12 protein-coding genes and 1 tRNA gene are annotated in these 15,430 nt (G+C 28.2%); 10 read left to right on the forward strand and 3 right to left on the reverse strand.

The features are described 5' to 3' along the window. The first annotated feature begins 6 nt into the window (after positions 1-6). The 3 genes from AVANS14531_RS04085 to AVANS14531_RS04095 are packed head-to-tail and all read left to right on the forward strand — an operon-like array spanning position 7 to position 1,892. Positions 7-795, forward strand: coding sequence for an SPOR domain-containing protein (locus AVANS14531_RS04085; RefSeq protein WP_336611424.1), 789 nt, complete (start codon positions 7-9; stop codon positions 793-795). Then, positions 785-1,546, forward strand: coding sequence for a shikimate dehydrogenase (gene aroE / locus AVANS14531_RS04090; protein ID WP_336611425.1), 762 nt, complete (start codon positions 785-787; stop codon positions 1,544-1,546). The genes AVANS14531_RS04085 and aroE overlap by 11 nt, the downstream gene beginning before the upstream one ends. After that, entirely contained in the window at positions 1,521-1,892 is a 372-nt protein-coding gene (locus tag AVANS14531_RS04095; protein WP_336611426.1) for a YraN family protein, read from the forward strand. The genes aroE and AVANS14531_RS04095 overlap by 26 nt, the downstream gene beginning before the upstream one ends. A 56-nt stretch (positions 1,893-1,948) precedes the next feature. On the opposite strand, the gene AVANS14531_RS04100 is transcribed toward AVANS14531_RS04095, so the two are convergent. Continuing rightward, a tRNA-Asn gene (locus AVANS14531_RS04100) sits at positions 1,949-2,023 on the reverse strand. Positions 2,024-2,191: 168 nt separating this feature from the next. On the opposite strand from AVANS14531_RS04100, the gene AVANS14531_RS04105 reads away from it, so the two are divergent. The 5 genes from AVANS14531_RS04105 to AVANS14531_RS04125 all read left to right on the forward strand — a co-directional run bounded on the left by AVANS14531_RS04105 (position 2,192) and on the right by AVANS14531_RS04125 (position 10,335). Next, complete coding sequence (locus AVANS14531_RS04105; protein WP_336611427.1) at positions 2,192-4,375, forward strand: molybdopterin-dependent oxidoreductase; 2,184 nt, start codon at positions 2,192-2,194, stop codon at positions 4,373-4,375. 106 nt (positions 4,376-4,481) lie between these two features. Then, positions 4,482-7,001 carry a flagellar hook protein FlgE gene (flgE, locus tag AVANS14531_RS04110; RefSeq protein WP_336611428.1) on the forward strand — a complete coding sequence of 840 codons (2,520 nt, stop codon included), beginning with the start codon at positions 4,482-4,484 and terminating at the stop codon, positions 6,999-7,001. A 165-nt stretch (positions 7,002-7,166) separates the two neighbouring features. Continuing rightward, entirely contained in the window at positions 7,167-7,943 is a 777-nt protein-coding gene (locus tag AVANS14531_RS04115; protein ID WP_239817633.1) for a complement resistance protein TraT, read from the forward strand. A gap of 74 nt (positions 7,944-8,017) precedes the next feature. Continuing rightward, complete coding sequence (locus AVANS14531_RS04120) at positions 8,018-9,592, forward strand: TolB family protein (RefSeq protein WP_336611429.1); 1,575 nt, start codon at positions 8,018-8,020, stop codon at positions 9,590-9,592. Then, the gene (locus AVANS14531_RS04125) at positions 9,589-10,335 is read left to right on the forward strand and encodes an FAD:protein FMN transferase (protein ID WP_336611430.1); all 747 of its coding nucleotides are present in this window, start codon (positions 9,589-9,591) and stop codon (positions 10,333-10,335) included. Before AVANS14531_RS04120 ends, AVANS14531_RS04125 begins: the two co-directional genes overlap by 4 nt. A gap of 63 nt (positions 10,336-10,398) precedes the next feature. Here AVANS14531_RS04125 and AVANS14531_RS04130 read toward each other — a convergent pair whose 3' ends face one another. Together AVANS14531_RS04130 and ruvC are read right to left on the reverse strand one after the other, a co-directional pair. Beyond that, positions 10,399-12,060 (reverse strand): OmpP1/FadL family transporter, encoded by a 1,662-nt coding sequence (locus AVANS14531_RS04130; protein WP_336611431.1) that lies wholly within the window; start codon positions 12,058-12,060, stop codon positions 10,399-10,401. A 132-nt stretch (positions 12,061-12,192) separates the two neighbouring features. Continuing rightward, complete coding sequence (gene ruvC / locus AVANS14531_RS04135) at positions 12,193-12,666, reverse strand: crossover junction endodeoxyribonuclease RuvC (protein WP_239817636.1); 474 nt, start codon at positions 12,664-12,666, stop codon at positions 12,193-12,195. A 333-nt stretch (positions 12,667-12,999) separates the two neighbouring features. Between ruvC and dnaA the strand changes: the two genes are divergently transcribed. Next, on the forward strand, positions 13,000-14,316 hold the full coding sequence (gene dnaA / locus AVANS14531_RS04140; protein WP_336611432.1) for a chromosomal replication initiator protein DnaA: 1,317 nt from the start codon (positions 13,000-13,002) through the stop codon (positions 14,314-14,316). Between the two features lie 27 nt (positions 14,317-14,343). Next, positions 14,344-15,426, forward strand: a complete 1,083-nt coding sequence (gene dnaN, locus AVANS14531_RS04145) for a DNA polymerase III subunit beta (protein WP_336611433.1) — start codon at positions 14,344-14,346, stop codon at positions 15,424-15,426. Positions 15,427-15,430 lie beyond the last annotated feature (4 nt).

A 15,430-nucleotide genomic window follows, 5' to 3' on the forward strand; every position in this document is an offset into this window, starting at 1 on the left:
TGAAAAATGCAAGAACACAATAAATTTGAAGATTTGGTATTAGAAAACAACAATAAGAAAAATAAACAAAAGCAAGTTTTATTTAAAATCATTATGGTAATTATTGTATTTTTAATAATACTAATAATTTTTAAAATTGTAGGAAGTAGTGATAATTCAAAACCTGCTTTACCTCCGATAGAGCCTAGTGCAAAATTTGAACAAAAAAGTCAAGATAATGAAGTATTTGAGAATTTAAAAAGCGAAAACGATGGCTTTAGCGATGATTTTTCTTCATTAGAAGAAAGACTTAAAAAAGAAAATAACATAGTTGAAGCAGAACCTAAAAAATCTCAAGAAGTTCAAAATGTTGTAAAAGAATTAGCAAAAGTAACTCCTATAAAAGAAGAAGTTAAACAAGCTACTCAAGAAACAACAAAAGTTCAAGAAAGCCCAAAAGAAGTAATTCAAGCAAAACAAGAAGTTAAAAAAGAAACTAAGCCTAAGCAAGAAAGCTCAGTTTTTGATACCTTGAATATATCAAAGCCAACTAATTTAGTAAAACAAGAAACTAAAGCTCCAAGCACAAGCAATCAAGGAAGCTTTATTCAAGTTTATGCTGGTAAAAACATTGACTTAAAATCTCACGAGATTAAAAAGCTTGATACATTAGGCTTACAATATAAAGTTGTAACAGATAGCAAAGGAATGAGTAGAGTTATCGTTGGTCCATATTCAAACAGCGATAAAGCAAATGCTTTAAAATACATAAGAGATAATGTGAAAAAAGACGCATTCTATTATCATGCAAAATAATAACTTTGGAGTGATAGGAAATCCTATCGCTCACTCTAAATCTCCAATAATTCATAATTTTTGGTATGAAAAATTAAATATAAAAGCAAATTACGAAAAGATTTTAGTAACAAATACAAAAGATTTAAAAGAAAATATATTAAATTATAAAGGCGTTAATATTACATTGCCTTATAAAGAAGATGTAATTAATATCGTAAATGAGCAAAGCCAAGAAGTAAAAATAATAAAAGCTGCAAATACAATTATCAATGATAATGGCTTTTTAAAGGCTTATAATACTGATATTTTTGGCTTTTTTGAGCCTATAAAAAACGAAAATATAAAAAATGCTCTAATAATAGGTGCAGGTGGGGCTGCTAGGGCTGTTTATTATGCTTTAAAAGAAAATAACATAAATATTAAAGTAATTAATAGAAGTAAAAAAGAAGATTTTTTATGCGAAGTTGATACTAATTTAAAAGAATTTGAATTTGACATTTTGATTAATACAACAAGTGCAAGTTTAAATAATCTTTTGCCGCTTAATGAAGATGTTTTAAAAACTTTAGCAAAAAATGCAAAAATAGCTTATGATTTAGCTTATAATCACGATATATTTTTAGATTTTTGTAAAACTCATAATAAAAACATCAAAACACAAGATGGTCTTGATATGCTTGTTTATCAAGCAGCACTTGCTTTTAAATATTTTTGCGGAATTTATCCTAACGAAGATTTAATAAATGGTGCAAAAAAACTCATTATCTAAAAGTATTAAGGGTCTAAAATCATATATTTTTGGTAAAGAAAGCGAAAACAAAGCTCAAAATTATTTAACGAAAAATGGCTTTAAAATAATTACAACTAATTACAAATGTAAATTTGGTGAAATTGATATAATCGCAATAAAAAAGAACATTTTGCATTTTATAGAAGTAAAATCTAGCAAAAACTACGAAAGTGAATATTATTTAACAGCAAAAAAACTAGAAAAAATCATAAAAACAATATATATTTTTAAAGAGCATTTTCAAGATTATAATAATTTTGATTTTTGCATAGATTTGATAGCTATTAATAATGATAATATTAATTTCATTGAAAATATAAATTAAAATAATTTGAAATAGAAATTAAAAAAACAAAACTTAAAAAATGGGAATAAAAAAAGTGGCTCCGGATGTAGGATTCGAACCTACGACCAAGCGGTTAACAGCCGCCTACTCTACCGCTGAGCTAATCCGGAATAAGTAGTTATCGTTAAGTAAAAGCGTAATAATAGCCAAGAAAATTTTATTTGTCAAGGATTTTTTAAAAAATTTTAATTTTTTTTGATAAAAATTAGCTATTTTTAATAAAAATTAATGATTTTGATTTGAAATTATGTTATTTTAGCTAAAAATAAAGGAGATTTATGAAAAAACTAATCGCTAGTAGGGTAGGGGCGTTTTATTACGAAAATAATAAAATCACGCCTTTTGAATATGACGAAGCACCAACCGAACTTATACAAAATTATAAAAGCCGTATAAATCATAGCTCAAGGATAAAAAATCCTTGTGTTAGAAAAGGCTTTTTAAATGGCGATAAAAACCGCTTTAATGATGAGTTTGTAGAGATTAGCTGGGATGAAGCCTTTGATTTAATAGCAAAAAATCTAAAGCATTATTATGAAAAATACGGCTCAAGCAGTATTTACGCAGAAAGTTATGAGTGGGGTGGAGTAGGTAAGATTGGCTGGGGTAGAATGCTAATTCATAGACTTATAAATACTCTTGGTGGTGGGGTGTTTGAATTAGGCGATTATTCTACAGGCTCAGCAATCGCAGCTATGCCTTATGTATTTGGCACTCCTACTGTGTATGAAAGAGCTACTGATTTTAAAGAGATTATAAGAAATGCTAAAGTAGTGGTATTTTGGGGTGCAAATCCTTTTGTAACTAGCAAAATCGCTCATGATATTCCTATGCACGAACACGAAAAATATCTAAAAGAAATCGCTAAAAGCAAGGAAGTAATTTTCATAGATGTTAGGGTAAATGAGAGTGCAAAGGCTATGAATGCAAAAACTCTAATTCCGAATTCAAATTCCGATATGGCAATGGCTATAGCAATGTGTAATTATCTTTATGTAAATAACCTTTATGATAAAGAATTTATCGCAAATCACACAACAGGATTTGATGAGTTTAGGGACTATTTTTTAGGCAAAGTTGATGGGATTAATAAAGACTTAGCTTGGGCTAGTGATATTTGTGGAATTAGCGAAGTTGAGCTTAAAAATCTAGCTTTAAAGCTTAAAAATAATCCTAGCAATATTTTATTAGGCAGGTCAATTCAAAGACAATTAAACGGCGAATTTAACTATCTAGCAATAATTTGTTTAGCTTGTATGTGTGGGCATATTAGTAAAGATGGCTTAGGAATTGAATTTAATTTAAGCAGTGGTTGCAAGGGCGAGAGTGCAAAAAATACCGAAAGTTTAAAGAATATTAATTCTCTTTTAGGCGAGATAAAAGGGCAAAATCATTATATACCAAGCTCAAGGCTAAATGAGTGTTTATTAAATCCAAACTCTACTACAACCTATAAAGATGAGCTTATAAAATACCCTGATATAAAGCTAATGATAAATGCTTGCGGGGCGTATTTTACTCATCAGCCAGATTCAAACGAGAGTTTAAAGGCTTTAAATAAGCTTGATTGTATCATTACTCTTGAGCCGTTTTGGACGTCTTTAGCTAAGTTTAGTGATATTGTTTTGCCTGTTGCAATTGAAGGCGAGCGATATGATATAGAGCAAAGCACAAATAAAGAGATTTTGTTTGCACTAAAGCCTATAAAAGAGCCCTTTTATAATGCTTTGAGTGATTTTACAATTTGTAAAGAAATTGCAAAAAGATTTAATAAATCTTATGAATTTTGCAAAGATTTAGATGAATTAGAGCTAGTAAAAATGGCTTATTTAGACATTGCTAAAAGATACGAAGCAAAAGGGATTTGTTTAAGTTCATTTGATGAGTTTTTAGAGCGTGGATATGAGAAGGTGCAAGGATTAAGCGAACTTGAGCCTTATACAAGATTTAAAAATATTTCTAAAATTAATCTTATTATAAAAGGCAAAATCGCAAAATACGAGATAAAAGATGAATTAGCTAGCAAATATCCATTATTTTTAATCTCAGCGCATAGTCCTTATAGACTTCACTCACAGCTACACAATAGCGATATAAGAGATAGCGAGAATAATCTTGAGCCTGTTTATTTGCATACTGATTTAGCTAAGCAAAAAGGCATTAAAACAGGCGATATTATAAGGGTTTTTAATGATAGAGGAGAATTACTTGCAGGTGCAAGAGTAATTGATGATATTAATCCTAAAAGTATTTTGATTTTTCAAGGGGCTTGGTGGGATAAGTGTGATAATATGTGTATAAATGGAAATGTAAATGTTCTAACTTGTGCAAATCCTAGCTCAAGCGTATCAAATAGCAACACAGCTCATACTTGCAAAGTAGATTTAGAAAAATTTCAAGGGAATTTAAATCAGGAAATTAGAGTTTTTAAAGAGCCTAAAATAATAAAAAAACCACTATAAAAGCAGAGTTTTTACTCTGCTAAAAAAATATTTTATTTTGTATTTTTAAAATTGGAACACCTTTTGCTAAAACCTGCTTAGATATTTTATTATAAAGGATAGAAAAATGATGAGATCACTTTGGTCTGGAGTATCAGGTCTTCAGGCACACCAAATAGCAATGGACGTAGAAGGTAATAACATAGCAAACGTTAATACAACAGGCTTTAAGCACTCTCGTGCAAATTTCAGCGATTTAATGAATCAAACAAGCAAAGTTGCAACAGCTCCACAAGGAGAGCTTGGTGGTAAAAACCCTATGCAAGTTGGACTTGGAACTCAAATTAATTCAATTACTAAGATTTTTGCTCAAGGAAGTATCCAAACAACCAAGAAAAACACAGACTTAGCTATCCAAGGAGATGGATTTTTCGTAGTAAGCCCAGATGGTGGTAAAACTTATAAATATACAAGAAACGGCGACTTCGTTCGTGACGCTTATGGAAACTTTGTTGATAATAACGGATATATAGCACAAGGTTGGTTAAGAGATGAAGTAACAGGCGAAGTTGATACTACATCTCCTATTAGAAATATTGTAATCAAGCCAGGTCTTACAACTCCTGCAAACCCTACAACTTTAGTAAGTTTAAAAGCAAACCTAAACTCAGGTAATAGCATAGGCGATAAAAAAACTCCTATCTATCAATTAGATAGCAATCACGAATGGACTAATATAAACGGCGATGGCATTAAGGTTGATGCGGGCGTTCATAAAGAAAACGATGTTTCACAAAATAGATTTATTACTACAAAAGACGGACAATTACGCTTAAATGAGCGTGGTGTTGATATGGGAGTATTATTTAATGCTAGTGGTGAAAGCCTTGGACTTAGAAAAGGTCAAGGGATTTGGGTTAGCTATGCAGAAGCTAGAACTCAGCAATTAAATTTAGGAACAGCTACTAATGCTATAGACAATAATGGTAAATTTAATACAGCGGCTACTCTAAATATAGAAATTAATGGAACTCAAATTAGTAGTAGTGTATCAAGTGTAGCTGATATTGCAACTGCAATTAATGGAGTAAGCGGTAAAACAGGTGTAAGAGCTGATATAGTAAATGGAAATCAACTAATACTTGTAAATGACAATAAGCAAGGCACAACAGCTGCTATGAAAAATATTATTGTAAGAGCTGGCAATGGCGGACAACAAGATAATACTGGATTGCTTACAAATCAAGCTAATGGTTTTAATGATAAAGGAGACGGTATAGCTAGTATTAAAGTAATTACTGCTTATCAATATACTTATGATCCAAATCCAACAAATACAGCACACGCATTAAATGCAAATACAGAAAGAAGTTTTAATACAACAGAAGATTTAAGAGAAGCTATGCAAAAAGATGCAAGGCTTTATGTAAATTATGATGGAAGACAAGTAACAGATGCTCAATGGGGTGCGAATGGAACTAAAAACGACGGAGTAGAAGTAATAGTAGATGCTAAAGGACAATTCGTTATAAAAAATCCAAAAGGCGATGCATTTAATGCAGATGATGGCGATTTGATTGATATGAGTACAGAAGCTATAAACAGAAGAGCTAAAGCTATGTATGATTTAGGTCAAGGAAACGGTAATCCTAATCAAAATAATCCACAAGTTGGTGCTTGGGATTTATTAACAGCAGCAGAACAAGCTAATTTTATAGCTGCTAATCCAGTTTTAACAACACCAACAAATACAAATGCAAACGAAGATGACTTCAATATGTTCTTAAGCATTAGCAACCTAACAAACCCTGCAAATAATGTTAATGAAAACGATAAGTTTATGAAAACTATGCAAGGTATGCAAGGAGCACTTACAAGTGGAGATGGTATTCGCCAAACTCAAGGATTATATATGAGCGCACATAGTTCAAGTATTGATATATTTGACTCACTTGGAACAAAACACTCAATTAAATATGACTTCACAAAAATAGGCTACACAGATGATGGTGGAACAGAGTGGGGAATAGTAATTCAAGTTCCAGAACCATGCGAAATCAACATTAGTGGCGAAGGTCCAAAAAACGTTCTAACAGGAACAATTAGATTTAATAGTGATGGTTCATTACAAGGATTTAGCCCAAGCTCAGTTAGCTTTACAGCAAACAATGGTTCAACTCCAAATCAAAACATAGATTTTTATTTCGGTAATCCAAATGATTTTGATGGAATTACTAGCTATGATAGAGAGAGTAATACAAGTGGTATTTCTCAAGATGGCTTTAGTGGTGGGGACTTAAACGGAATTAGAATTGATGAAAGTGGAACAATCATCGGAAGCTTTACAAATGGTAGAAGCTTTGGTCTAGCACAAATTGCTATGGCAACATTTACAAATAACGAAGGTTTAGAGGCTGAAGGTGGTAACGTATTTACTCAAACTTCAAACTCAGGTGAACCAGTAATCGGAGCTGCTACAACAGGTGGTCGTGGTAAAATCCAAGCATCTAGCCTTGAGATGAGTAACGTTGATTTAAGTACATCACTAACAAACTTAATCGTAATTCAAAGAGGTTATCAAGCAAACTCTAAAACAATCACTACAAGTGATCAAATGCTTAACACACTTTTACAATTAAAACAATAATTCTTAGGATTTAAGCTTAGTCTTAAATCCTTTTTTTACTTTTTAAAACTCAAATTCCTATTTCAAATTCCAATTTTTTAAATAAAGAATATAAAAAATAAATAAAAATTATAAAAAAACTAAATTTTATAGTAAAATAAAAGCTATTTCGTTTAAGGAGTTTTTATGTATAAATCAAGCATTAAATTAGCTTTAAGTTCTTTAGTTGCTATGAGCTTACTTACAGGTTGTGTTACTACTACACTTGAAACTACTGCAACAATGACTCAATCAATCTTCATTGACCCAGTTGCAAAAGAAAAAAGAATAGTATTCTTAAATATTAAAAATACAAGCGGACAAAACATTAATTTAGAAAGCAAATTAAGAATGTTACTTGAGCAAAAAGGATATATGATTACAGATAATCCTGACAAAGCTACATTTATTCTAAGCACAAATATTTTATATTGCGATAAAAAACAAGAAAACACAGCTGCAGCTGCAGCGGGCTTAGGTGCTAGTGTTGGTGCTGGTGTTGGCGCTTACAATCACGGAACTGCAGGTGCAACAATTGGAACAGGTCTAGGCGGAGCTTTACTTGGTGGAATTATAGGAAAACTTACAGAAGATACAATCTATCAAATGCAAGTTGATATAAATATTAAACAAAAAGCAAAAGGCAAAGTTTTAAGTAGCAAAGGAGCTACACAAGGTCAAGCAAGTGTAAGTGATGGAAGAAAAAGTGGCTTTATGAATAGCTTTTCAGGTCCTGTAAGAGGAAATAAAACAGGTAGATTAAACTCAAATATTTCAAGCTCAACAGCACAAACATACGAAAGTGATTATATTGAACAAGTTACTATGATGTTTGCAGAAGCTACTAAATTAAATCTAAAAATTGAAGAAGCAATTCCTGCTTTAGAAGATAAAATGGCAAATCAAATTGCTGGTTTATTTTAATTAATAACCAAAATTAAACTTCCTTTAAATAATAATTCTTATAATTTTTATCAAATTATTATGAAAGGAAGTTTATGAAAAAAGTTTTTTTAAGTTCTACTCTTGCGTATTTTTTAGCAAGTTCTTTAAATGCAAGTTACGTTATAAACCCTAAAGAAATAATAGATATTTATGAAGATAGTTTAAATAAAACTAGCATAAATGCAAAATTTATAAAATCAATTAATCCTGATGAAAGTTTTAAAGCACACTATCAAAATTATTTTGAAGGCAAGTCAAAAACCGATTTATATTTGCGTGACATTGATATTAAAAATAATAAAGTCATAGCAAGTGGGAGCTATCACTCATCTATTTTATTATATGATTTAGATAATGATGAGGTTATTTATAACGATTTTTATGCGATAAAAGATGCAGACCATAAAGAATTAGGTAAAAAATATCCAGAAGCAAAACAAGATGAAGAAGAAAAGAAAAACAAAAATGATGATGAATGGAGCGGGGCTAGTGAGCTATTTGTAGAACAAGCTGAATTTATTGATGATAAAACTGCATTTGTTAATACTATGCCAAAATATTTAGGAAGAGATAATAAAGAAGCAAAACCTTATTTACACCACGCTGGAATTCATAAAATTGAGTTTAGTAAAGATAATAAAATTAAAGAACTTGCTTTTACTAAAGGTGAATATTTTTTGTTTAGAAAATTTCAAGATGGTGTAATTACTCTTGATAATAATGAAACTTTTAATATTTTTAATAAGGATTTAAAGCTAAAAAAGTCTTTTAAAATCCCAAATGTTGTAAAAGCTGATGTAAGGCTTAATAGATTATTTGTATTGTTAAAAGGCGATAAAAAAGGCATATATGAATACGATTTTAAAAGCTCAAATCTCATAAAAATTGCAGATTTTAAAGAACAATATTTTGGTCGCCCAATAAAAGCAACCGCAAGCCCCTTTTTAGTAAGCCCTGATGCTAAATATATTTATTATGCAAGCCCACATAATTATAATTCTAAGCTTTGCAAAGTTGCTATAAATAATGGCAATACAAATTGCTCCAATACAGGCTTTGCACTATTTGCAGGCTCTTATGCAATAAGTCCTAATGGTAAAACTCTAGCTTATACTTTTGGAGATAGATTAGGGCAAACTCATATTTTTAATATAGAAGATAAGCCATATTTAGCAGGAAGTATAAAAGGCGGAAATGTAAGCTATGCAGCAGCTTTTAAAGATGATGATACTTTAGTAGTTTCTAATAATCGTAGAATTTTAGATATTTATAAACTACAAAAAGGCGAAATTATTGATATTAATCAAAAATTTGAAAACCTAAAAGAAAATATCTTTTCTTTTATAGCTGCTGATATGGAAAATATCGTAATAAAAGTAAAAGAAAGTGGCGGTAAGAAAAAAATAAAATCAGATATTATTTTCCCACAGCACATAGATGGAATAAATATATCGTATTTATTACCTGATGAATTTGAAGAATTTGTAGATAAAAATGGCAAAATTTTTGATATTCCTAAAAATGATTTAAGCGGAGAATTAAGTGTGATTTTAAAACTTAGTAAAGATGGAAAAATTATTCGTGAAGAAGCACTAAGTTCATATTTTAAAATAAAAGTTAAAAAATGAAAGAATACGCATTCGCTTGTTTTAGCACAAAATGTGTAATTAAGCTAGATGCTAAGGAAGAATTAGCTTCTAGCATAGCTTTAAAATGCTTTGAAATTTGCAAAAATTTACACCTAAAATATAATTATTTTGATAAAAATTCTTTAGTTTCAAAAATAAATCAAAGAGATAAAAATCGCATAAAATTAGACAAAGAAAGCCAAAAAATATTAGAAATTACCTTAAAATTAAGCGAAATTACTGATTATGCTTTTGATATAACTTTAATCAATAAAAAGCTTGAAAATAACGCTATTTATGGAAAAAATGCCTTTATTTTAGATAAAAGATTTATTGAATTTAGTGATTTAAAAACTCAAATTGATTTAGGCGGAGTGATTAAAGAATACGCCGTTGATGAGTGTGCTAAAATATGTGAAAAATATCCTTTCATAATCAATTTTGGCGGAGATTTAAAGACAAATAAAAATATTTTCGTAAATCTTAAAAATCCAAAAAATCCAAGCGAAGCAATTAAAAGAGTAAATATAAACAATCTTGCACTCACTACTTCAGGACTTTATGAAAGAGCAAATCATATAATAAATACTCAAGATTTTAAATATAATCAAGTTAGCGTAATAGGAGAAAGTGCTTTAAATTGTGGAGTATTTTCTACTGCCTTATGTTTTAAAGATTTTGAATTACCAAAAGAATATCAAGCAATCTTGATTGATTTTGATAATTTAATTTATGAAAAATAATAAAACTCTAATTCCTATTTTAAATTCTGGAATTTAAAATAGGAATTTCACGAAGTTTTTTGATTAAAAATTATAGCTTATCCCTAAGTTTATAATCTGATTTGATTGTTTTTTAAACTCGCCAACAGTTGGCAAAAAATTACTCGTAACATGATTTAGATTATTAGTTTTTACATCGGCGTATTTTTGATACATTCCTGAAAGATTAAAAATTAAATTTTTATTATATCTATATTCAGCTCCCAAAGAATACATATACATCCTACTATCCTTTGCTAAAAAGCTAATTTCCTCACGCCTAATAGGGCTATCTTCGGTAGCAAAACCAGCCATAAAAGACCAGTTTTTATCATAATTATATCTATAGCCTATACTTAAAAGAGTGGTATTTTTCCAGTTTTGCTCAAGAGAATCATCTAATAATGCAGCTAGCATATATTCTTGCATTTGCTCTTTATCAGTATCGCTAAAATCAATCATCTGCATAGCTTGTTTAATAATTTCTTGAAGCGCACCTGAATTAGCACAGCCATTTTCTAGACAAAGCTGAGCTGTTGCTTGTATTAACTGCACTGTTTTTTCAGGCATTTGTGGAGCATTTATATCTACTTTTAGTTTTTTAAATTTATTCCAAAAAGTCCTTCCTACATTTAGCATAAATTCATGCTTTCCTAATTCATAAGCTATACCTAAATTTATACTAGCAGGATATAAAAATTCAGTCCTAAAATCTCCACTGAAATTAATCTTATCATCTTGCGAACTAAGAGAATTTAAAATACCACCATTTGAATCAAAATTATAAATATCAAGTAATACAGCAGCCACTGTAGTATTAAATCCAAAAAGATTATTAAAATATTCATCATTGAAAGCCATATCGCCGTATTCTTGCAAAATATTATCAATAAACATTGCAGCTTCATTACCGCCAATTCCACCTGATTTAAAATAAAAATCAGTCATTTCAAATTTTGATATTTTAAAATCTAAAGAACCATAAAATTTACTTAAATATTTAGAATTATAAACAGCAGAAAATCTTAATTTTTCATCAAAATATTTAGGCGCATAAGTTAAAGCTAATTTATATCCATAATTTATATCGCTTTTTGTATCGATTTTGCCACTATAAGCCCAATATGTATCATTTGTAGGATTAAAATAATTTATGCTTTTAGCATTGTCCTTTTCTAAATCAAACTCAAGCTTAGAAAAATTTGCACTAACACTTGCACCAAAGCTAAGTTCAGGGGTAATTTTGCTTGAAATTGATAAAGCCGCAGTTCCACCACGAATATCCATATTTTTTGTTAAAGACTTTGCAAAATCATCATTCCAACCATAAAGCCCTGCAAAATCAGTATAAGCTGCAAAGCCTAAGCTAGTATCATCGCTAAGTTTATATAAATATGCAAAAGTAGGTAAAGCTACTGTGTAGCTTTTGCCTTTTGCATTGTTTTTGACATAAAAATCATAATTATTATTTTTATTTTGATTTGTAAATTCTGGTCCCTTTATATGATAATAATTAGTGCTAAAATGTAATTGGGAATTATTAAAAAAGCTCATATTAGCAGGATTTATAAATACTGCATCAGCGTTAAAACTCTTTGCTAAATTAGCCCCTGCTAAAGCAACTCCATGCGAACTTAATGGCACTAATTTATAATTAGAAGCTAATAAATTACTAGCAAAGAAAAACAATATCCCAAACTTTTTCATAATAATCCTTAAAGCACTTTAGATTGATTTTAATTAATTTGATTTAAAAATCAAAATATTTAATTTTGAAATTCCTGTTCTAAATTCCTTGAAATTATTTGGAATTTGAAATAGGAATTTGGCTTAATAATTTTAAATATTTTTAGTATAAAAGCTATGAGTAAGCGCAACTGCCATTGCGTCGGTTATATCAAGTGGTTTTATTTCTTTATTTATTTTTAAAAGTTTTTTTACCATGAAGGCTACTTGTTCTTTTTCTGCTTTGGCTTTGCCTGTGATTGTCTTTTTTACTTGAAGGGCTGTGTATTCACTAAAATTTCCATAAGTTTGCAAGATTTTAAGCAACATCGCCCCACGAAACTGCGCTAATTTTAAAACACTTTGAGGATTGTATGCAAAAAAGATATTTTCAACTGCTACACTTGCACTAGGAACTTTTTTAAAAATCATTTCAAGCGCTTCATTTAATTCTAAAATATTATCAATTAATTCCTTACTTTTAAACTTGATAAGCCCTGCTTCTAAAAGAATATTTGAACTTCCGTTTTTTTCAAGCAAACAATAACCGCAATATTTTGTCCCTGGGTCAAATCCTAAAATTTTCATATGTGAAATCCTTGTGAAATTTTAAATTATATTTTTCTAAAAAGCCTATTTTTACGATAAATTTCTTAATGAAATATAATTTCACATAATAAGTTTTTCATAAAAAATCTTATGAAATTTCACAAAATTTTCATTTTTAAAAATTTAAAGCCTTAAAAATTTCACTAATTACTATAATTTTAAAAGGCAAAATGTGAAATTTATTAAGAAAAATTGTAAATTGTTTGTATATTTTTGGTATATTTTTTTCAAGTTAAAAGTATTGTTATATAGGTGTTTTAAATAAAAAAAATTAATAAAAAATGAATTTCACATCATCAAAGGTAAAAATAAATGTTAAATAAAATTCTAGAATCATTAAAAACAGAAATAGGAGAAAATCAATACAAAAATTATTTTGACATTTTACAAATTAATGAAAATAAAAATAACGAAATTACCTTAAATGCACCAAATCAATTTATAGCAAGACATATTCAAACAAAGTATCAAAACCTATTAGAAAAAATAGCTGAAAAAATCAATGGTAAAAAAATAAAAATAATCATATCAGTAAATAATGAAAAAATTAATAAAACCAAAGAAAACAAATTAGTTCAAGTAAAACAGCAAATTTCAGTATTAAATCAAAGTTTAACTTTTGATAATTTCATTGTAGGTGAAAGCAATGAATTTGCTTATAAAGTTTGTAAATCAATAACAGATGAAAATAAATTTGGAACTTTATTTAACCCTATTTTTATCTATTCAAATACAGGTTTAGGCAAAACTCACCTTTTACAAGCAAGTGGTCATGAATGTCTTGAAATAGGCAAAAAAGTAATTTATAAAACTTCAAAAGGCTTTATGAAAGATTATCAAAACGCAATATTAGCAAATAAATTTGACAGCTTTAATAGTGAGTATAAAGATTGTGATTTATTATTAATTGATGATATTCAATTCTTAGGAACAACTGATAAAATCCAAGAAGAATTCTTTCATATTTTTAATGATATAGTAGAGCGTAAAGGTCAAATAATAATGACTTCTGATGTAGCTCCTAAGAATTTAAATGGAATTGAAGATAGATTAAAATCAAGATTTAATAAAGGAATAATTGCAAATATAAGCGTACCTGATATAGAAACCAAAAAAGCAATTATTAAGAAAAAAAGTTTAGTTTATGAAATAGACTTAAATGATGAAATGATAAATACAATAGCAAGTTATATAGGCGAAAATGTAAGAGATTTAGAAGGTATAATAAATTATATTTACGCATTTCAAAATATTAGAAATCAAAAAATAAGCCTAGAAGATTTAAAAAATCAAATAAAAGAATATATAAATGAAAATAAATCAAATATTGAGATTGAAGATATTTTTGATGTTGTAAGTCAAGAATTAGGAATAAAAATCAATGAAATAAAATCAAGTTCTAAAAAACAAGAAATAGTAAAAGCAAAAAGAATTGTTATATTTTTAGCTAAAGAATTGATTTCAAATTCTGTAAGCGAAATTGCAACTAATTTTCAAATGAAAGACCATAGTGCTATTTCAAAGCATATTAAAAAAACTAATGAAATGATATGTAGTGATGATGATTTTAGAACTTTAGTAGAGCATTTAAAAAATAAAATAATAAACTCAAAAAATAAGGATTATTAATTATAATAAAATCAAAAAAGGAAGAAAATGGAAATTTTAATAGATAAAAAAAGATTAGAAAATATAGCTTTAATTGTTAGCAATTATGTTGAGAAAAAAGATAACACAAGCCTTAATTCAAATATTTTATTATTAGCTAGTAATAATGAATTAATCTTAAGAGCAAGTGATAGTGAAATAGGGATTGAATACAAAATTCCTGATTGTAATATCATTAGTGAAGGAACAATATTTTTAAATGCTAAGAAATTAATTGATATTTTAAAAAGCCTAAATAATGATAATATTAAAATAAAAAAATTAGAAAAATCTATAAAAATTACTCAAAATAAAACTAATTTTTCATTACCTATTGCAAATGAAAATAATTTTTCTTTTTTAGAAGATGAAAATAGCAAAACACCTATATTAATCAGTTCAAAAGAACTAAATATAGGCTTTAAAATGATTTTACCTGCTATTGATAATAATGGAATATCTTTTCAATTTAACTGCTGTTATATAGATATTTTAAGAGATAGCATTGTTTTTGTTGGAAGTGATTCAAAAAGAATTCACAGATATTCATTCATAGCACAAAATGAAAATGAACAAAGAATAATAATTACTAAAAAATCAGCTCAAGAGCTTCAAAAATTATTAAATGAAGAAGTAAGAGTTTATAAAACAAATAATTATTTAATTATTGAAAATGATAATTTTAAATTCTTTACAAAATTAGTAACAATAGATTTCTTAAAATATGTTGAAGTAATGCCACATAAATTACCTACAAATGAAGTTGTTATTAAAACTGAAGAATTTTTAAATGAGATTAAGAAATTAAGCTCAGTTTGCACAAAATGTCAAATAGAATTTGAAACAGGAAAAATAACATTTAAAAATAATATCATAAGCGATGATATAAACGAAACTAACGCTACAAGCGAATTAGAAGCAAATATCGTTGTAGATGAAAAATTTGAAATAAATCTTACAAATAGACATATAATGGACTTTTTACATTTAAATGAGAATGAAGATTTTACATTCAAATTTTATTCATCATCAGCTCCTGTGATTTTAGAAAGTAAAAATTTCTTATCACTAATATCAGCAAATAAAAACTAAGGAT

Origin of the sequence: Campylobacter sp. Cr9 (genome assembly GCF_020138295.1) — a bacterium.
In the GTDB taxonomy this organism is placed as follows: Bacteria; Campylobacterota; Campylobacteria; order Campylobacterales; family Campylobacteraceae; genus Campylobacter_E.